Genomic DNA, 18846 nt, shown 5'->3' with positions numbered 1-18846 from the left:
ATATTATATAAAACTGTACTACATAAATCACTAATGCTGTTACATATACCTAGCTTTATTTATGTGTTGCAAACCAAGTATTTAATTGATCCATAATGTCTTCCATCGCCTTCATGTTAGAGAATTTAGGCAACTCCACTAATAACGCCTGTTTTGGCATTGTTACATTAGCGCCTTTCTTTTGGAGAACAAATATACTTTTTGCATTTTTCTCGTTTTTAAACATGGAAACAGGAAGCTGTAATAACCCTTGAATAAAGCATGTTTCTTTAATAAATGCATGTAATTTCGGTGCTTGGTCACTTTCAAAAATGAAGTTTGGTACTAAGAAGAATAAGTAACCGCCCTCTTTCGTATGTTTCACACTTTGTTCAATAAATAAGTGATGGGCATACGACATTCCTTCATCTGCTTTTAATTTATATTCACTTGCACCGATTTCGTTTGGATAATAACCAACCGGTAAGTCTGAAACGACTGCATCAACTGGATCGATATAAAGTGGTGCTAGTCCATCTTGATGGAAGAATTCGATTGCATGCTTTTGTAAATTTGCATTTACTAAAGCAAGTTTAATTAGCACTTCATCCACTTCTACACCAAATCCACTCATTGTTAGTCCTTCTTTAGCGCTATTAAACACTGTAGTCATTAAGTTACCTGTTCCAATTGCAGGATCTAAAACTGTAATTTCATTTTGACCTTGCATAAATTTATGGAATAAGTAACTCATGAACATCCCAACTGCATCAGGTGTCATTTCGTGATTCGCTTGTACGCCTTCTTTCATTCCTTTTAAGATGGCTAACTGAAATGCTTTACGAATTTCTTCACCTTTATATGTTTCTTCATTAAACGTACTATATTCACGATTCAGCCTTTCAATTGCTGATTCGGATAATTCCTCTTGTAAAATCGCTCCCTCAAACAAGTTATCACCTGTTTCTACAAGCGCCTCTAAATATGTTACATCTAATTCTTTACGTAAAACTACCGCAGAAGAATCAAAAATAGAAAATAATGTTTCTACTGTCTGACTCACGTACATTCCTCCTTCTCTCTTTTACACATAACTTATATCATACCACAAAGTGATTTTTTCCAAAAAGAAAAAGCGACCTCCTGTAAAGAGCTCCCCTTTAGTTATATATGATATAACGTTTTTTCTCATATATCGATGCCGTTACAGAGCAATATATGAGAAAAAACGACCTCTTTATAAGAGGTCATTTTCTTCACATTACTTCGCAGATTTAGCTGCTTCTAATGCTGCTTCATAGTTTGGATGGCTTGTACCTTCGCTTACGTATTCTACGTAAACTACTTTGTCATTGCTATCTACTACGAATACTGCACGAGCAAGTAAACGAAGTTCTTTCATTACTAAGCCGTAAGCTTCACCGAATGAAAGGTCGCGGTGGTCAGAAAGTGTTACAACATTTTCTAAACCGTTTGCTGCACACCAGCGTTTTTGAGCGAATGGTAAATCAGCGCTAATTGTTAATACTTTCGCGTTTTCAATACCTGCTGCATCTTGGTTAAAACGACGTGTTTGTGCATCACACACACCTGTGTCGATTGAAGGTACAACACTAATTAATTTCACTTCGCCTTTGTATGTTTCTAAACTTACTGGAGATAAGTCGTTTGCTAATACTTGGAAGTTTGGCGCTTGATCGCCAACTTTAACTTCTGTTCCAACTAAAGTCATTGGATTACCTTTAAAAGTTACGTTTGCCACTTGAAAATCCTCCCTTATTTAAACAAAATATGTACAATGTAAATGATAGTTTGTCCCTATCGATAATGCAAATAAAATCGCTTTATTTACAAAAAAATTAAAGAAGCTAACCTATTGATTAGCTTCTTTATTCGTTAAATTTGAAATTCAGGATCATCTTCTTTTCGTTTATCCATCATTTCTTTCACTTTATCAACAGCTTGTGGCGCTAATTCAATTATTTTATCGATGACATGTGTTTGTTTATCTAAGTGCAATACTTTCACACCATCTCCATTTATAACAAGAAAAGCAACAGGATTAATAGAAACTCCTCCACCACTTCCCCCGCCAAATGGATGGCGGCCTGAATGTTCTACTTTACCAAATTCACTTCCACCAGCAGCAAATCCGAAACTTACTTTCGAAACAGTAAGAATTACACTTCCATCTGCCGCTTTAATTGGGTCACCAACAATTGTATTTACATCAGTCATTTGTTTTAAATGCTGCATTGCTGTTGTCATTAAACCTTGAATTGGATGGTCCATTCTATATCCCCCCTATGCTTGAACAGATTTTTCTGTCATACCAGATCTTTGCTTCCTCATAAATATGAGCAATTTCACCGCTGTTTTTATAGTGCGGAATATACGAAAAGATGCTGTTAACTCACATCTTGACGCAAATCCTTTCCCTTGAAAAACAGGAGTAATTTCAAATTCTGGTACATCGACAATATGCATATATTGTCCGACAACTCCAGCAGCCATACCTTTTGTCCCCCATGCATATCCAGTGACAATTCCAGTACTAGCTGCGTCGCCTGCTCCAATTTGTGTATGCCATTTCCAACCATTGATTTTCACTCGTTTGAGAAAATCTTTAACAATAGTATGAACTTCTTGAAGCTTTTTTATCAGTTCACCAATGCTGTCAAGTTGCGCCATAATTTTATTATCGAGTCCGCCGTCCTCTTCAGCTTTTTTGATTTTCTGTCCTGTCTTTTTCTGCTGTTTTTCAATTCTTTCCAACACATCAAATGTATATCGAATCATCCATATTTTCACTTGAAGCAAACATTGCTTTTCCATTTCTGAATATAAAAATGTCACCTTAAGCTTTATTTTCGACAATAGTATAAACAAAATAAAAAGAAGAAGAATTATTATTCCAATTACGAACCACTTCATACGTATCATCCTTTCACTCCGTACCCATTATCGACAACTTTATTCATCATTAAACAGAGTTCTATAAGATTGAATATAAAAATTTTTCTAAAAATAAAAAGGTATTTTGACAATTTATATCGAAATATATTATTTGAACATATCATCAGGGAACGGACTCTAATGATATGTAGCACGAAAAACAGAAAATTTAACTGCAGTGGAGGGATACATAATGGCAGATCGTCGCAATTTATTTTTCTTTTATGGTGATGACAAAGCAACGCTCGTTGAAAAAATGACACCAATCTATCGTATTTTAGAAGAGAATGGATTTACCATATTAGATCATCCAAAAAATGCAAACGCTATCGTCAGTGTTGGAGATGATGCAACCTTCTTACAAGCCGTTCGTAAAACTGGTTTTAGAGAAGATTGTTTATACGCAGGGATTTCTACGAAAGATGAAATTTCTTTCTACTGCGATTTCCATATTGATCACGTTGATACAGCCCTTCAAGAAATTACAAAAAATGAAATTGAAGTGCGTAAATATCCAACAATTCAGGTAGATGTAGATGGCAGTACATCTTTCCATTGTTTAAATGAGTTCTCATTACGTTCTAGCATTATTAAAACATTCGTTGTAGATGTTCACGTTGATGATTTATATTTCGAAACTTTTAGAGGGGACGGTTTAGTAGTTTCTACCCCAACAGGAAGTACTGCTTACAATAAATCATTGCATGGTGCAGTTGTTGACCCGCTTATCCCATGTTTCCAAGTAAGCGAACTAGCATCTTTAAACAACAACACTTACCGTACGCTCGGTTCACCTTTCATTTTAAATCACGAACGTACATTAACTTTAAAACTAAGACCAGACGGTAACGATTATCCTGTTATCGGCATGGATAACGAAGCGCTTAGCATTAAACAAGTGGAAAAAGCTGTTGTACGCTTAAGCGATAAACAAATTAAAACAGTTAAATTAAAAAACAATTCTTTCTGGGAAAAAGTACAGAGAACGTTTTTATAGGATTAAAATAACCGCAGAATTATGGAATTCCATAATTCTGCGGTTATTTATTTACCCCGATTGGCGCGGACAATACTCTCTTACTATCCACCCGTTATTCTTGTCAGTTTTTGTCGGTAAGTCGATATATTTTAATAATCGCTTATATATTTCGAGTTACGGTAGATATATTTCAATAATCGCTTATATATTTCGAGTTACAGTCGATATATTCCGAAAATCGCTCATATATTTTTACGCATCTTTTCTATAGACAACTTGGCCATCTATTACGGTCATTTCTGCTTCTACTTCTTTTATTTCTTCTGCCTCAATTTCAAACATATTGCGGTCTAATATTGTAAAGTCTGCTTCATATCCTTTTGTAATTTGCCCTCGCTTCGCTTCTTTTCCAATTGCATAGGCACTTCCTGTTGTAAATAAAGAAACAGCCTCATATACCGTTAATCTTTCCTCAGGCATATAGCATACACCGTCAATAAAACTTCTACGTGTAACAGCGCTATATATACCTAGAAACGGATTTACTTGTTCAATGGGGGCATCTGAGCCACCATTACAATGTAGCCCTGCTTCCAGTAATGTCTTCCAAGCATACGCATAACGAAGACGGCGCTCTCCTAGTTTTTCAATGACTGACGGAAAATCTGATGAAAGAAAGACTGGCTGTATATCTATAATGACTTGCAAGTTTTTCATTCTTTCAATTAACTCCTCACGAGCAAGCTGACAATGAATAATGCGGTCACGTAACCCTTTTGCTGGTGGATATAATTCGAGTGCATCAATGACATATTCAAGCGATAAATCACCGATAGTATGAATCGCAACTGGCATATGTAAATCTCGTGCTTTCTTCACTAATTCTGCAAGTTCTTCACATGAGAAAATCGCAACCCCATTCGTTTCCTTCGCATCTTCATACGGTTCACTTAATAATGCTGTTCTTCCGCCAAAAGAACCGTCAGAAAAAATTTTCATTGCCCCAAATTCAATATAATGTTCATTTTCATATTCTTTTCGTTCATGTGCTACTTCATGGTGAACGAGCAAATGGGCTTTAAATGGCATTTCTTTTATCACATGAGAAAACGCATTATGCGTTTTTCTAAAACCACCATAATAATTTAAATCTTCCGTATGCCCGCCAACAAGTCCGTATTTCCAGCAATCTTTAATCGCTGTTTGCAGAGCTCTTTGTAAATAAGCTTCATCAATTTCTGGCTGAACATGTTTAATTAATTCTTGCCCTTGTTCATATAAAAGTCCTGTTAACTTATTTGATGAATCTCTGCCAATTTTCCCGCCTTTTGGATCTTCTGTCGCTTCTGTTATATTCGCTTCTTGCAGTATGTATGAATTCACCCATGTAACGTGACGACAAACTCTCTTTAATAAAATAGGATGGTCTTTCGAAATTTCATCTAAATCACGCGCGTGAACATCTTTCGTATCTGTAAAGTTATTTTCATTCCATCCTTCTCCAATAATCCAAGAGCCCTTTGGAGCTTCTTCCACTTGCTTCTGAACGAGAGCCAGTACTTCGCTATAAGATGTACAATTTGATAAATCTAGACGGAGTAATCTCTCTCCATGCCCAATAAGATGCATATGGCTATCAACGAGACCTGGAATCATTGTTTTTCCTTTTAGGTCATGTAACTTTACGTTTGAATATCTGCTTTCTAATTCTCCCTTATTACCAGCATCAACAATTATGCCGTTTTCAACGTAAACAGCGTCCACTTTTTCATTTTCTTCTCTCATTGTGTAAATGGTGCCGCCATACCAAATTTCTCCCATATATCCCATCTCCTTTATTTTTTATTGTATAAAAAAAAAGCACCAGTTCAAAACATGGTGCTTTTCTAAAAATTACTTTTGTTCAGTAGTAGACGTTGTAACTTGCCATTCAATATTAAATTTATCTTTTACTTGTCCGTATGCTGGGCTCCAGAATGTTTCTTGAAGTGGCATGATAACTTCTCCACCTTCTTGTAACTTATCGAATACTTCTTTTGCTTTTTCTGCATTACTAATTTGAATTGCGATTGTTACTTGAGATCCGATTGCATGTCCTTGACCTGGGAATGTATCAGAAATCATAAGATCCGTATTACCAACTTTTAAAGTAGCGTGTAAAACGCGCTCTTTCGCTTCAGCTGGAATCGGGTATTCTGGATTTTCAGGCATGTCACCAAAAGTTTGCATGACTTCTACTTTTGCATCTAAAGCCTCTTTATAAAACTGTACAGCTTCTTGCCCACTACCATCTAAAACTAAGTACGGATTAATACCTAAAATCATACGGACACCTCTTTTTTAAGTTTATAAAATCGAACTTGTGTTCGTTTTTATATTATCATTGTTTTGCATTTCATTCAACTATTTACTTCACTGTTTTCAAAATTATTTTGACGGAATCTCCATCTCTTGTTTTCTAAGTTCAATACGGCGAATTTTTCCAGAAATCGTTTTTGGTAGTTCATCTACAAATTCAATTTTGCGAGGGTATTTATATGGTGCAGTAAGTTCTTTGACGTGTTGTTGGAGTGTTGGAATTAATGTTTCTTCGTTCTTTTCTATATTCTCTCTTAATACGATAAATGCCTTCACGACACTTCCACGAATTTCATCAGGACTTGCGACAACTGCACATTCTCTTACGTAAGGATGTTTTACAAGTGCATCCTCTACTTCAAACGGCCCGATTGTATAACCAGAGCTAATAATGATATCATCACCGCGCCCTTCAAACCAGAAGTAGCCGTCTTCATCTTTCTTCGCTTTATCACCTGTAATATAATAATCACCGCGGAATTGCATCGCTGTACGTTCATCGTCTTTGTAATATTGTTTAAAGAGGGCCGGCGTTTCAATGTGAACTGCAATATCACCAACTTCGCCTACTTTAACTGGAGTACCTTCCTCATTTACGATATCGACGTGGTTACCTGGCGTTGGTTTCCCCATTGAACCTGGTCTAATATCCATCCCTTTCATTACACCAACAAGTAATGTATTTTCCGTTTGCCCATAGCCGTCTCTCACTGTAATATGAAAGTGCTTTTGGAACGTTCCAATGACTTCTCTATTTAACGGCTCACCTGCTGATACAGCGCTATGTAATGCCTCTAAATTGTACTGACTTAAATCTTCTACCTTTGCCATTAATCTATACTCAGTCGGTGTACAACAAAGTACATTCACCTTATTATCGTCTAATAAGTTTAGGTACGTTTTCGGTTCAAACTTACCGTGATATACAAACCCTGTTGCCCCTGATCCTAGCGTTGCTAAAAACGGGCTCCAAATCCACTTTTGCCAGCCTGGACTAGCTGTTGCCCATACAATATCATTCTCTTCAATTCCGAGCCAATTTGGAGCGCTCGTACGTAAATGAGCGTATGCCCAAGCATGTGTATGAACGACACCTTTTGGATTTCCTGTCGTTCCTGACGTGTAAGATAAAAAGACCATATCTTCTTTATCTGTCTTCGCCATTTCTAACATGTCACTCTCTGTTTCTAACGCTGTTTTTAAATTAATCCATCCATCTACTGACTGCTCGCTCAGGACAAATTTTCGAAGAGATTCCATCGCTTCTATATCATCAAACTGCCTAATGTACGGCTCATAGCTTACTATCGCTTTTACTTCTCCATGTCCAATTCGATATTCTATATCTTTTTTACGTAACATTTCCGAGCTTGGAATTACGACAAATCCTGCTTTAATAGCAGCAATATACGTCATGTACGCTTCAATTAAACGCGGCATCATAATGAGAAGCTTGTCCCCTTTTTGCAAACCACTTTTTATAAAAGCGTTTCCAATTTTATTCGCACCTTGCATTAATTCAGCGTATGTAACTTCCCTTCGATTCCCTTTATCATCTTGCCAAATTAAAGCTAATTTCCCTTTATCACCCGTATATTTCTCTATTTCAGAAACTAAATTATAAGACGGTGGCGCCAACAATTCTTCTCGCTTCATAAAATATCCTCCCTTTTCTTTATGCCTCCTTTATATAATAAAGAATTTTCTGTTAATTTTGAACCCTCTTCTTTTGACAAATTTTTCAGTTCTGTCGAATTACTAAATGAAATTACATCAACTTACCGACAAATGGCAACACAAAAAAGAAAGAGCGGGAGAACCCGCTCTTTCTAAGCCATCATATGGGATTATTTTTGGTAACCGCCTAATTGTTGCTCAGCTAGTGAAACTAGACGTTTAGTGATTTCACCACCAACAGAACCGTTAGCGCGAGCTGTTGCATCAGCTCCAAGTTGAACACCAAACTCTTGAGCGATTTCGTATTTCATTTGGTCTAATGCTGATTCAGCACCAGGAACCGCTAATTTATTTGTGCTACGTGACATGTTATATCACCTCCTTGTGAGTATAGAGTGTGATAAATAACATGACTTCATACACGTTTTAGATATGGTAATTTATGGTTTAGAAAAGTTCTTCAAATTTTTCTTCTTCCGCCACTACTTCTATCGTTTGTAATACCATTGTTTCTTTGTTCGCTACAGCTTCATCGATTAATGGTGTGAAATCGTATTTCGCTTCAAAACGATTTGCTTTTTCACGTTTCGGCTTCGTCGCTGGGCTTGCTGGTGTAAATACAGTACAGCAATCTTCATATGGACGAATTGAAATATCATACGTGCCGATTTCTTCAGCGATTTTAATAATCTCTAATTTATCCATCGTAATAAGCGGACGAATAACTGGGTAGTTTGTTACTTCGTTAATCGTATGCATACTATCTAACGTTTGGCTTGCTACTTGCCCAAGACTTTCACCAGTCGTAATTGCAAGTGCGTTACGCTCCTCAGCAATACGTTCTGTAATACGCATCATCATACGGCGCATAACCGTCATTGAATAGCTAGATGGGATTTCTTTATTAATTGTTTTTTGCACTTCTGTAAACGGAACAAGGTGAAGCGTTACTCGTTTACAATACTTCGTTAACTCTTGCGCTAAATCGATTACTTTTTGTTTTGCACGCTCACTTGTGAAAGGTGGACTATGGAAGTGAACTGCTTCCACAGATACGCCACGTTTCATCGTTAAGTAAGCTGCTACTGGGCTATCAATACCACCAGAAAGAAGTACCATTACTTTTCCGCCAACGCCAACTGGTAAACCGCCAGCTCCCATACGCTCATCACACATAATGTAGCTATAACCACTGCGAATTTCTACACGTACATTTACATCTGGATTATGAACATCTACAGTAATATCTTCTGTATTTTCTAGAATGTGTCCACCAATCTCAGGTAATAATTCCATCGTTCTCATTGGGAAATGCTTATAAGAACGGTGTACAGTAATTTTAAATGTTTTCACATCGCCTTTTACTTGTAAGAAAGCTGCTAATGCACCTTTTTTAATGTCTTCTAATTCTGATGGTACTTTCATCGCTAAGTTAAACTTATGAATACCAAATACATCTTTCAATCTTTCAGATACCGCTTCATGATCTTCGCCATTTAATTGGATGTACATACGGTCATGTGTTGCATCGATTTTAATATTTGGGAATTTTTTCAGTTTGAACTTCACGTTATCTTTTAATGTGCTTACAAATTTAGAACGGTTCTTACCTTTTGTCGTCATTTCTCCATAACGCACTAAAATATATTCATATTTCAACATAATTTCTTTACCTCATCACTTCATATAATTTTGGCAGCGTCTCTTTTACAATACCTTCAAATTGTTTTACTTCTTCCATTGTGTTTTCTGGTGCCAAACTAATACGAATAGCGCTTGCAGCTGCTGCATGCGGCACTCCCATTGACACTAACACTCTGCTCACTTCATTTGCTTTTGAAGAACAAGCAGATTTCGTTGACACATATACACCGTGTTCTTCTAAAGCATGAACGACTACTTCTGGTTTTAAACCAACAAATGATACATTTAAAATGTGCGGTGCTGCATATGCAAGCGACGTGTTAATCGTTACATCTTCCATCTCTTTAAAGAAACGAACAAGCTCTGCTTGTAAACTTTGCAAATGAGCTACCTTTTCTTTCACTTGTTCCATTGTCATGCGAAGTGCTTTCACCATCGCTACAATGCCAGGTAAATTTTCTGTACCAGAGCGATACTTAAGCTCTTGTTGACCACCTGATAAAATCGGATCTAATCTTACGCCATCGCGTACATAAAGAAGACCTGTTCCTTTTACACTGTGGAATTTATGTCCAGATATTGAGCAAAGATCAATATGAGAAGCATATAAATCAAGCGGTACTTTTCCTATCCCTTGTACATGATCTACATGGAATCTTATTTTCGGATGATTCGATAATAACGTTCCAATTTCAGCAACGGGTTGAATTGCTCCAGTTTCGTTGTTCACATGAATAATTGACACAAGAATCGTATCTTCACGAAGCGCTCGTTTCACATCTTCTACCGATACAACACCATGCTCGTTAACCGGTAAGTATGTTACATCAAACCCGAGTTCTTCTAATTGCTTATATGCTTCAAACACAGACGCGTGTTCAATATTTGTTGTAATGATATGTTTACCACGCGAACGATTCCTCATCGCTATCCCTTTAATCGCAAGGTTATTTCCTTCCGTTCCACCTGATGTAAAAATAATTTCAGAAGGTTTAACACGAAGAAGCTGCGCTGCAATCGTTCTTGATTGTGTTAATAGACGCTCTGCCTCTCCTCCAAGCGAATGAATAGAAGAAGGATTACCAAAATATTTCCCAGCAACCGTCACGTACGATTGAAGAGCTTCTGGATATGGCTTAGTCGTCGCACTATTATCAAAATAGATCATCGTTCTTCCCCTTTCAGCGCTATCACATCGTATAATCATATCATAAATACGTGTCATTACGCTAAGACTACGCAAAGGTTCCGTTTTATCTCGATTGGTGAAGGCTAATAATTGGCGAGGATGCCCTCCTATTACAGTTTCACTTTATCCCGCGTTAACGGGCAATAAGACTCTCACCTCAAAATCCAGTTAGAGCAAAGAAGTTAGATGGGAGATTAACTGCCCGTAAATGCCCGATTGGTGAAGGCTAGTAATCAGTGGGGATGAATCTTCCCACCGATTACAGTTTCACTTTATTTTGAAACGAATAACCTTGCTGTATTCCGCTATTCATTATAGCAACATCGCCTGCAAAATTACATAAAAAAACAAACCCTTTTATGAAAGGGTTTGTTCATTGTCTACATATTCAGCTATTTTTTGAACAACGCCAGGTTCAAGTTGCTCTAATACTGAAGCCGCTTGTTCTAAAGCTGCATCGTATTGGTATTCACGGAATAATTTCTCAGCATAATTTAAACTTTCTGCTAGGTTTTCATCATGACTACGGTAACGGTTACCGTACTGAATTAATTTTTCCACTAAATATGCTTGTCCAATTAACTCTTCTGTCATTTCAGCTACACCGTTCACAGTTGTGTATGCTTCTTCTAAACTGCTATTTACAGCGTTCATATTTAACGGCTTCACTTCTAATTGTTCATATACAGCTTGCATTGCCATTTGCCCTCTTTTTAAATCTTCCATAATACTCTCTGGAAGACCTGGCAAATTCGACTTTTGCATAAAGCGTTTCGTTTCGAAAATAATATTTCGCATTTCTTGTAACTTCTCACGTGCTTCAAATTCTTCTTTGCGCATCGCTTGCAGCATTTCTTTATATTCTGCATGAAGTACTTTTAACGTTTCACATTGCTCATAAACCTCTTCTAGTTCCTCACGAATAATAGAGAAGGCAATATCTTGTTCTGCAACGCGTAATTGCAGCATTTCAAAACGTTTCGTTAAAATGTGCATTTGCTTTTCAATTACTTTTTGAGACTCAATGTCTTTATCTTGTAACTGATAGCTTTGTTTCACAAGTTGTGTTTCTGTTTTCGTTTCAATCGTTTCGATACGCATTTCTTCTAAGTCATCGTAAACAGAAAGTGTTTTTTGCTCCACATAATGTCTCGCATGTACTTCTTGTTCCAATTGATCGTAGAAGCCATCTAAACGTGTTTTTAAGTTTTCTACTTTTTCAGCCGCTTCTGTTATATGAAGCTCCTGTATATCCATTAAACATGTTTGTAGTTGTTTCGTCATATCGCGAACTTCTTTAGGGACTTCCAAATAATCTAATACATAACCTTGTCTTACCATATCATTATGTCCGTGTAATAAATCTTCCAGCTGAACTGGTAACGTCGCTTGGCACTCTACCAATAAATCTGGAATTTGGTGAATAATGATTTCTAAATCTGCTAAACCTTCTTCCAAACTAATAACAATTTCTCTCGCTTTTAAATAGTCGCCATTGTTTGTTGCTTCTTCAAAGGTTTTAAATTTCTCAGATTCAGCGTCTAGCATCTCTTCGATTTTCTGCTCTGCTGCTCCATACATATGTCTATGAGCAAGAACACTCTTTTTCATACTACGATATGTATCACGTAACCCTTCAATTTCCGAGCTATTTTTCTCATGGCTTTCTAACAATTGCTGTAATTCATTTAAAATGTCCGTAATACGATTATCAGCGTCATCTAAACCACTTATGGATTCGTTCATCGCATGCTTTGCTTTTCGGAAGGAGAATTGCGAGGCGAATTTTCGCGCTTGCGCTAAATCTTTGTCAGCTTTCGGAAGGGTTGTTGATACAATTTCATCCCATTCTTCACGCCATTTACCAAACAGTTCTTCTGTTTGACCCGTCATGTTTAAATCTTTTACCCGTTTTAGTTCATCTGCCACAGGTTTATCTTTTATCTCTTGTTTCCACTGCTCCAGTGCTTCAATATCTTTATATGAACGATTTCTTATCACAAGCTCTATCATGAGCAGCACTAGAATAGAGCTTACTACAATGATAACGATCGTCAGGATAGAATCCATGCAAAAAAGCCTCCTAGTTATATCTCTTTTTTTGTCCGTTCCGTTTATGAAATGGAAGGCATTATGTATAAAAAGGGAATTCCCCTATATTTAACAACTAACAATGTACTAATCATACCATGTAATGGTTTGTTTTTGACCTAGTTTTTTTTAAAATTTCATGTTTCTTTCAATGTGATTGTAATCTTTCTCAATATTCCGCCTACCTCACTACCTATCCTCAAATGATTGTAATAACAAACAATCTTTCGTATGGGATACGAAATAAATTTTCCGCATGAGTGGTGGTTCAACAGAAATTACATGTACATTTCCTTGCCTTACAGACTGCTCTACTGCCCTTTCTGGAAGTAACGTGATACCAAGGCCAGCTTTTACCATTGCAAGCATCGGTTCTGCGTAAGATGTTTCCACAGCTATAGTTGGTTTTACACCTATTTCATGAAACATGTTCATAATCATTTTCCTTACATCACATATTTCTGGATATACAATTAATTTTTCATTGTGCAGCTCTTCTATTTGAATGACTATCTTCTCTTTGTACGGATGATTATTTGAAACAGCACAAACAATTTTCTCTTGTTGCACTTCTTTTATATACGTAGCACCTTCTACTACTGAATCGATGAACATCGCGTCAATCTCCCGTGCTTTAAATAACTCTCTTAATACTTCCGTATGTCCGATTTGCCATTCCACTTCGAACTCATCACCTAATATATCTTTACATTCTGATATGTAATGCTCCGCTAAACTCGGTAGTATACCAATTGAAAACTTCCGGTTCTCTTGATACCCCCTCATTTCTGTTTTCACTTCATTTATTTGCTCCAAAATTGGTAACATTCTTTTTATAAATAACTCTCCTGCCTCCGTTAACTCTACTCCTTGCGCAGAACGTTTAAGTAAAGTAACCTCTAAATCCGCTTCTAACTTTTGAATTTGTTTACTAAGCGCTGGTTGAGATATATGTAAAATCTTACTTGCCTTTGATAAACTTCGCGTATGCTTCACTTCAATAAACGATCGTACTGCCTCCAAATCCATCGTACACACCTCTAACAAAAAGTTATAACCGTTATAAGAAATCGATATTTCCTCCTATAAACAATTACTCTTTATACTTATTTCATCAACTTACTATAACGAAATGTAAAGGGGAAAGATACTCTTGAACAAAAAACAAATGCTACTCGGATCCTTTCTATGCTTACTCGCCGTCACTGCCTGGGGATTTATGTTTCCTGTAATGGCAAATGCTCTGCAATTTATCGATCCATTCTTCTTCACAACGCTTCGCTATGGATCAGCAGCTATTATTTTTCTTATTTTGCTATTAATTACTGAAGGAAAGACTTCACTCCGCTTAGAAAAAAGAACACTTTCTCTATTCTTTTACGGGACAGTCGGTTTCGCGGGGTATGGTTTTCTCGTTTTCTACGGACAACAACTTGCCGGACCTTCCGGAGCAATCCATGCAGCTATGATTCAATCCCTTATGCCACTGATTGCCTTATCACTGCAATGGATAACGAAAAATCGCCGCCCACAAAACTATACATTCCTTTGTATGTTCGTTGCATTACTTGGTGTTATGCTTGTCATTTCAAAAGGAAATATTGAATTACTATTTGGAGCTGCAAGCCACTTATCAACAAATATATTGATGCTATGCGGCGTTACTTGCTGGGTCATTTATACAAACGGGGGTGCTCGTTTTCAATCTTGGTCACCACTTAGGTACACGACATTAACTTGTTTATTTGGCTCCATTTCACTCATCGTTATTGTTACTTTCTTAACGTACACAAATATAGTTACTATGCCGTCACTGCGTACAGTTGTGAGCGTTCGTTTTGAACTCTTTTATATGTCGATTATCGCAGGCGTTATCGCTGTATTTTGCTGGAATATGGGAAATCGCTATATTTCATCTATTAACGGCATATTATTTATGAATTTAGTTCCTATCCTTGCACTGATTGGTTCTATCTTTCGAGGTTATACAGTCGATAAAATTGAAATCGCTGGAGCTGCATTAACAATTATCGCGCTATTATGTAACAATTTATGGCAAAGAAAAGTAAACATAAAAATCCCCACCTCAGTTCGTTAGGTGGGGATTCTTCACATATGAACAGCTCTTGGCCATTCATGGTACATATTCGCTTTACATAATGCTTGTTCCATCCATTGCTCAATCTCTTTCGTGTACATCTCTATAAAAAATGTCTCAGACGGGAAAGAATGCAGTACTTCTGATATATATTGTGGATATAAAAACGGCATATTTATCATACCTTTTAATTGCGTCATAAACATTGTAAATGATACTTTCTGAAATTCTTGTTTCATTTGTCCTTGTCTAATCATTTGTTCTATATAATATCTTTCTTTAGAAAAATAAACGGTCATCACTTCACGAATTAATGTCGTATCAAGCGAAAGCTCTCGGTAGAAGAAACGTGTTAGTTCTCTATTTTCAAATTGATATCGTAAAATCCCTCGCACCATTTGCACCATCACATCTTTAGCCGACAAATACTCTCTCTGTTCAAACGACATTTCAATCACATGAATATATCCTTCTAAAAAATCAGTAATAAGCTGTTCTAATAAACCTTGCTTCCCAGCAAAATAATATGAAATATTCGCTACATTCACATCCGCTCGCTTTGCAATGTCTCGCACCGACGTTCCATCATAACCTTTCGTATTAAACAACGATATTGCCGCATCAATTACTTTTTGTTTCGTCTGCTTCATGCGCTCACTTCCCTTCAATGAACAGCTATAGTTTAAATTTCTTGACTTTTAAGACAAATTCCTTTAATTTTCTATCGACAAAGTCATGTGAAATACATCGTATTTTGCTAATATTTTACACATCTCGATAAAAAAGGAGCTGTTTCCATGTTTACTAAAGAAAGTTATGCAGGATCTCGCGTGCAGCAATATGAGACAGTAATTAAACAACTGGATGCGTTATTAACTGGCGAATCAAACGTAGTCGCAAACTTATCAAATGCGTCCGCATTATTAAACCAATTTTTAGATCGCGTTAATTGGGTTGGCTTTTACGTAACAGAAGGAAATCAGCTTGTCCTTGGACCGTTCCAAGGAATGCCTGCTTGCGTACGCATTCCATTTGGACGAGGCGTTTGCGGCGTAGCAGCTGAAACGAAAACAACGCAGCTTGTAGCGGACGTTCACCAATTCCCAGGTCACATCGCTTGCGATAGTGCTTCTAATTCGGAAATCGTTGTACCGATTGTGAAAGAAGGAGCTGTCATTGGTGTACTGGACATTGATAGTCCTGAAAAAAATCGTTTTGATGAAGTAGATCAGCGCTATTTAGAAAAGTTTGTGGAAACACTCCTAAAACATATGTAAAAAGAAAAGAGCGAGTTATCGATTTAGTACGTCCTGTACAAAACCGATAGCTCACTCTTTTTTCATTGATTAACAGTAGATATTTTCTTTAATGCCTGCTCTAAATCAGAAACGATATCCTCCCACGATTCTAAACCGACCGATAAGCGTATTAAATTATCGAAAATGCCCATTTCTTTTCTTAGTTCCGCTGGAATCGCAGCGTGCGTCATCGTTGCTGGATGCTGAATTAACGTTTCTGTATCTCCTAAACTCACCGCAATTGTAATAAAGTGAAGATCATTAATAAACGCTTGCGTCTCTTCTTTTCCGCCTTTTACTGAAAAAGAAATAACACCGCCCCCGCGTTTCATTTGACGAGATGCTAACTCCCCTTCTGGATACCAAACACCTTCTACCGCATCATGTTTTCTTAAGAACGATACAATTTTTTCTGCATTATCACAATGACGATCCATTCTTACTGCTAACGTCTTTAACCCACGTAATAATAACCACGCATCAAACGGCGCCATAATACCGCCGATATCCTTTCGCATCGGGCGAATCTTTTCAGCTAATGCTTTCGTTTTACAAATTGTTACACCTGCTACAACGTCACCGTGACCACCAATATATTTTGTCGCACTATGCACAACAGCGTCACAGCCAAGCTCAAGCGGCCTTTGTAAATAAGGTGAACAAAACGTATTATCAACAATAACAAGTAAGCCTTTTCGCTTCGCAACCCGAATCACTTGTTTTAAATCAATTAATTTCATTGTCGGATTAATTGGTGTTTCAACGAAAATAAGCTTTGTATTTGGGCGAATTTTATTTTCAATATCAACCTCTGTCTCCATATCACAAAACGAATGCGTAATCATAAATTTTTCTTCTAACACTTCTAAAAAACCGTACGTGCATCCGTATAATCCATTTGAACAAATAATATGATCTCCAGCCTTTAAAAAACCGATTAAAGTCGCTGAAATAGCTGCCATACCAGATCCGAAGGCAAGTGCCTCTTCTCCTCCTTCTAACACCGCCATACGTTCTTCAAATAATTTCACAGTTGGATTTCCAAGCCGTGAGTAAATATAAGATGGATCCACTCCCGCAAAACTCGCCTCTCCTTGCTGCGCAGTCTCAAATGTAAATGTAGAAGTTTGAAATAAAGGTGGTGTTAAACTTCCTTTATGTTCCTCAGATGTATAACCGTGATGAATTAACGCTGTCTCCATATGCTTCTTTTTCATAAAAACATCCCCCTTATGTTTTTATTGCCGCATATTCATCCATAAAAATTTGATGAACATTTTCCTTCATTTTATGTAAGCGTTTTATTTGTGTTTCTATCTCTTCTTCTATATTGTTTTAAATTCCTTCTTATATTAATTTCCAAAATTTATATGCATAAAACAAAAACGTACTCGCTTGACGAAACTCTGGGTAAAAGATATAATAGCGTTTGTGTAAAATAAAAAGGCAGCCTTGTAATGTGAGTTTATCGTTTGTATTTTGTTCCTCTACGGAGGTGTATCTCGTAACTCCCTGCTGCTGGAGCGAAGGTACATGAAAACAAAATGCCCGTAAATATCGATTACGTCTGTTTTTATTTTACGTAAATAAAAACATTTTTAAAGGAGGAGTCAACTATGGCTCGTTATACAGGTCCAGCTTGGAAACTGTCTCGTCGTCTTGGAATCTCTCTAAGCGGCACAGGAAAAGAATTAGAAAAACGCCCTTACGCACCAGGTCCTCACGGTCCTAACCAACGTAAGAAACTTTCAGAATACGGTTTACAATTACAAGAGAAACAAAAACTTCGTCACATGTACGGCATGACTGAGCGTCAATTCCGTCGCACATTTGACCAAGCAGGTAAAATGCCTGGTAAGCACGGCGAAAACTTCATGATCCTTCTTGAAGCTCGTCTTGACAACTTAGTTTACCGTATGGGCTTAGCTCGCACTCGTCGTGCAGCTCGCCAATTAGTAAACCACGGTCACATCATGGTTGATGGCGCTCGCGTAGATATCCCATCTTACCGTGTAAAACCTGGTCAAACTATCAGCGTTCGCGAAAAATCTAACAGCCTTGTTGTTGTTAAAGAAGCGATCGAAGTTAACAACTTCGTACCAGAATACTTAACTTTCGATGCTGACAAATTAGAAGCTACTTACACTCGTCACGCTGAGCGTTCTGAGTTACCAGCTGAAATCAACGAAGCATTAATCGTAGAGTTCTACTCTCGTTAATCTCGGTACTCTGCAAAGAGTATTATTAAAAGCCTTAGGAACCTTGTTTATCAAGGGGCCTGGGCTTTTTTTATTTATATAAAGCATAAAAAAGAATGTACTGGGGGCAAAAAATAATATGGCTGGCGTGTGTATAGAAATGGATAAGTGTAAGTAAAATAATAAAACCTCTGTAGGTCCGTAGTACATTCATCTTATTAGTAATTAATAATTATTAGCCCTTCTTTCTTTAAAATTGTTCATTGTTCTTTTATCTACATAAGAAGAAACTTTTCCACTTCTAACGCTGAAAAATACCACTTTCCATCTATTTTAAATTTCGGGAAACGTTCATCATAAAACCAATTTTCTCTGATGGA

18 protein-coding genes are annotated in these 18846 nt (G+C 37.1%); 4 read left to right on the top strand and 14 right to left on the bottom strand.

The features are described from left to right. Positions 1-55: 55 nt before the first annotated feature. The 4 genes from ABWK52_RS04550 to ABWK52_RS04535 all read right to left on the bottom strand — a co-directional run bounded on the left by ABWK52_RS04550 (position 56) and on the right by ABWK52_RS04535 (position 2922). Positions 56-1042 carry a class I SAM-dependent methyltransferase gene (locus ABWK52_RS04550; RefSeq protein WP_000084367.1) on the bottom strand — a complete coding sequence of 329 codons (987 nt, stop codon included), beginning with the start codon at positions 1040-1042 and terminating at the stop codon, positions 56-58. 198 nt (positions 1043-1240) lie between these two features. After that, positions 1241-1741, bottom strand: coding sequence for a thiol peroxidase (tpx, locus tag ABWK52_RS04545; protein ID WP_000024529.1), 501 nt, complete (start codon positions 1739-1741; stop codon positions 1241-1243). Positions 1742-1875: 134 nt separating this feature from the next. Then, positions 1876-2271: a GerW family sporulation protein gene (gene ytfJ, locus ABWK52_RS04540; protein WP_000350003.1), complete on the bottom strand. Its 396-nt coding sequence runs from the start codon at positions 2269-2271 to the stop codon at positions 1876-1878. 12 nt (positions 2272-2283) lie between these two features. Further along, positions 2284-2922: a DUF2953 domain-containing protein gene (locus ABWK52_RS04535; RefSeq protein ID WP_098508112.1), complete on the bottom strand. Its 639-nt coding sequence runs from the start codon at positions 2920-2922 to the stop codon at positions 2284-2286. Positions 2923-3127: 205 nt separating this feature from the next. Here ABWK52_RS04535 and ABWK52_RS04530 point away from each other — a divergent pair, with 205 nt between their 5' ends. Further along, positions 3128-3931 (top strand): NAD kinase, encoded by an 804-nt coding sequence (locus ABWK52_RS04530; protein ID WP_098508110.1) that lies wholly within the window; start codon positions 3128-3130, stop codon positions 3929-3931. Between the two features lie 234 nt (positions 3932-4165). On the opposite strand, the gene ABWK52_RS04525 is transcribed toward ABWK52_RS04530, so the two are convergent. The 8 genes from ABWK52_RS04525 to ABWK52_RS04490 all read right to left on the bottom strand — a co-directional run bounded on the left by ABWK52_RS04525 (position 4166) and on the right by ABWK52_RS04490 (position 13901). Continuing rightward, entirely contained in the window at positions 4166-5734 is a 1569-nt protein-coding gene (locus ABWK52_RS04525; protein ID WP_061654597.1) for an amidohydrolase, read from the bottom strand. 72 nt (positions 5735-5806) lie between these two features. Then, positions 5807-6238 (bottom strand): VOC family protein, encoded by a 432-nt coding sequence (locus ABWK52_RS04520; protein WP_000600350.1) that lies wholly within the window; start codon positions 6236-6238, stop codon positions 5807-5809. Between the two features lie 102 nt (positions 6239-6340). Further along, the gene (gene mbcS, locus ABWK52_RS04515; RefSeq protein ID WP_086408637.1) at positions 6341-7927 is read right to left on the bottom strand and encodes an acyl-CoA synthetase MbcS; all 1587 of its coding nucleotides are present in this window, start codon (positions 7925-7927) and stop codon (positions 6341-6343) included. Positions 7928-8118: 191 nt separating this feature from the next. Continuing rightward, positions 8119-8316, bottom strand: coding sequence for an alpha/beta-type small acid-soluble spore protein (locus ABWK52_RS04510; protein WP_000091640.1), 198 nt, complete (start codon positions 8314-8316; stop codon positions 8119-8121). A gap of 79 nt (positions 8317-8395) precedes the next feature. After that, the gene (gene thiI / locus ABWK52_RS04505) at positions 8396-9610 is read right to left on the bottom strand and encodes a tRNA uracil 4-sulfurtransferase ThiI (protein WP_000922340.1); all 1215 of its coding nucleotides are present in this window, start codon (positions 9608-9610) and stop codon (positions 8396-8398) included. 7 nt (positions 9611-9617) lie between these two features. Further along, positions 9618-10760, bottom strand: a complete 1143-nt coding sequence (locus ABWK52_RS04500) for a cysteine desulfurase family protein (RefSeq protein WP_000638991.1) — start codon at positions 10758-10760, stop codon at positions 9618-9620. A gap of 378 nt (positions 10761-11138) precedes the next feature. Beyond that, positions 11139-12851 carry a septation ring formation regulator EzrA gene (gene ezrA / locus ABWK52_RS04495; RefSeq protein ID WP_000377299.1) on the bottom strand — a complete coding sequence of 571 codons (1713 nt, stop codon included), beginning with the start codon at positions 12849-12851 and terminating at the stop codon, positions 11139-11141. Between the two features lie 210 nt (positions 12852-13061). After that, positions 13062-13901, bottom strand: coding sequence for a LysR family transcriptional regulator (locus ABWK52_RS04490; RefSeq protein ID WP_000362532.1), 840 nt, complete (start codon positions 13899-13901; stop codon positions 13062-13064). 124 nt (positions 13902-14025) lie between these two features. Here ABWK52_RS04490 and ABWK52_RS04485 point away from each other — a divergent pair, with 124 nt between their 5' ends. Next, on the top strand, positions 14026-14970 hold the full coding sequence (locus ABWK52_RS04485) for a DMT family transporter (protein WP_002101415.1): 945 nt from the start codon (positions 14026-14028) through the stop codon (positions 14968-14970). Positions 14971-14981: 11 nt separating this feature from the next. Here the strand turns inward: ABWK52_RS04485 and refZ are convergent, their stop codons facing one another. Beyond that, positions 14982-15620 carry a forespore capture DNA-binding protein RefZ gene (gene refZ, locus ABWK52_RS04480; RefSeq protein WP_000814921.1) on the bottom strand — a complete coding sequence of 213 codons (639 nt, stop codon included), beginning with the start codon at positions 15618-15620 and terminating at the stop codon, positions 14982-14984. Positions 15621-15767: 147 nt separating this feature from the next. Between refZ and ABWK52_RS04475 the strand changes: the two genes are divergently transcribed. Beyond that, complete coding sequence (locus tag ABWK52_RS04475) at positions 15768-16247, top strand: GAF domain-containing protein (protein WP_000494340.1); 480 nt, start codon at positions 15768-15770, stop codon at positions 16245-16247. A gap of 62 nt (positions 16248-16309) precedes the next feature. Here the strand turns inward: ABWK52_RS04475 and megL are convergent, their stop codons facing one another. Then, positions 16310-17485 carry a methionine gamma-lyase gene (gene megL / locus ABWK52_RS04470; RefSeq protein WP_000726606.1) on the bottom strand — a complete coding sequence of 392 codons (1176 nt, stop codon included), beginning with the start codon at positions 17483-17485 and terminating at the stop codon, positions 16310-16312. 399 nt (positions 17486-17884) lie between these two features. On the opposite strand from megL, the gene rpsD reads away from it, so the two are divergent. Next, positions 17885-18487 carry a 30S ribosomal protein S4 gene (gene rpsD, locus ABWK52_RS04465; RefSeq protein WP_000135317.1) on the top strand — a complete coding sequence of 201 codons (603 nt, stop codon included), beginning with the start codon at positions 17885-17887 and terminating at the stop codon, positions 18485-18487. The last annotated feature ends 359 nt before the right edge of the window (positions 18488-18846 follow it).

The organism is Bacillus sp. AP50 (assembly GCF_040492675.1).
Lineage (GTDB): Bacteria > Bacillota > Bacilli > Bacillales > Bacillaceae_G > Bacillus_A > Bacillus_A cereus.
This window is presented reverse-complemented; position numbering and strand designations above follow the sequence as displayed.

Coding starts and splice junctions, on each gene's coding strand:
- ABWK52_RS04490 (WP_000362532.1), bottom strand. CDS start 13,901: ATGGATTTGGAGGCAGTACGATCGTTTATTGAAGTGAAGCATACGCGA.
- ABWK52_RS04510 (WP_000091640.1), bottom strand. CDS start 8,316: ATGTCACGTAGCACAAATAAATTAGCGGTTCCTGGTGCTGAATCAGCA.
- ABWK52_RS04520 (WP_000600350.1), bottom strand. CDS start 6,238: ATGATTTTAGGTATTAATCCGTACTTAGTTTTAGATGGTAGTGGGCAA.
- thiI (WP_000922340.1), bottom strand. CDS start 9,610: ATGTTGAAATATGAATATATTTTAGTGCGTTATGGAGAAATGACGACA.
- mbcS (WP_086408637.1), bottom strand. CDS start 7,927: ATGAAGCGAGAAGAATTGTTGGCGCCACCGTCTTATAATTTAGTTTCT.
- ezrA (WP_000377299.1), bottom strand. CDS start 12,851: ATGGATTCTATCCTGACGATCGTTATCATTGTAGTAAGCTCTATTCTA.
- ABWK52_RS04475 (WP_000494340.1), top strand. CDS start 15,768: ATGTTTACTAAAGAAAGTTATGCAGGATCTCGCGTGCAGCAATATGAG.
- ABWK52_RS04535 (WP_098508112.1), bottom strand. CDS start 2,922: ATGATACGTATGAAGTGGTTCGTAATTGGAATAATAATTCTTCTTCTT.
- megL (WP_000726606.1), bottom strand. CDS start 17,485: ATGAAAAAGAAGCATATGGAGACAGCGTTAATTCATCACGGTTATACA.
- ABWK52_RS04525 (WP_061654597.1), bottom strand. CDS start 5,734: ATGGGAGAAATTTGGTATGGCGGCACCATTTACACAATGAGAGAAGAA.
- refZ (WP_000814921.1), bottom strand. CDS start 15,620: ATGAAGCAGACGAAACAAAAAGTAATTGATGCGGCAATATCGTTGTTT.
- rpsD (WP_000135317.1), top strand. CDS start 17,885: ATGGCTCGTTATACAGGTCCAGCTTGGAAACTGTCTCGTCGTCTTGGA.
- ABWK52_RS04530 (WP_098508110.1), top strand. CDS start 3,128: ATGGCAGATCGTCGCAATTTATTTTTCTTTTATGGTGATGACAAAGCA.
- ABWK52_RS04500 (WP_000638991.1), bottom strand. CDS start 10,760: ATGATCTATTTTGATAATAGTGCGACGACTAAGCCATATCCAGAAGCT.
- ytfJ (WP_000350003.1), bottom strand. CDS start 2,271: ATGGACCATCCAATTCAAGGTTTAATGACAACAGCAATGCAGCATTTA.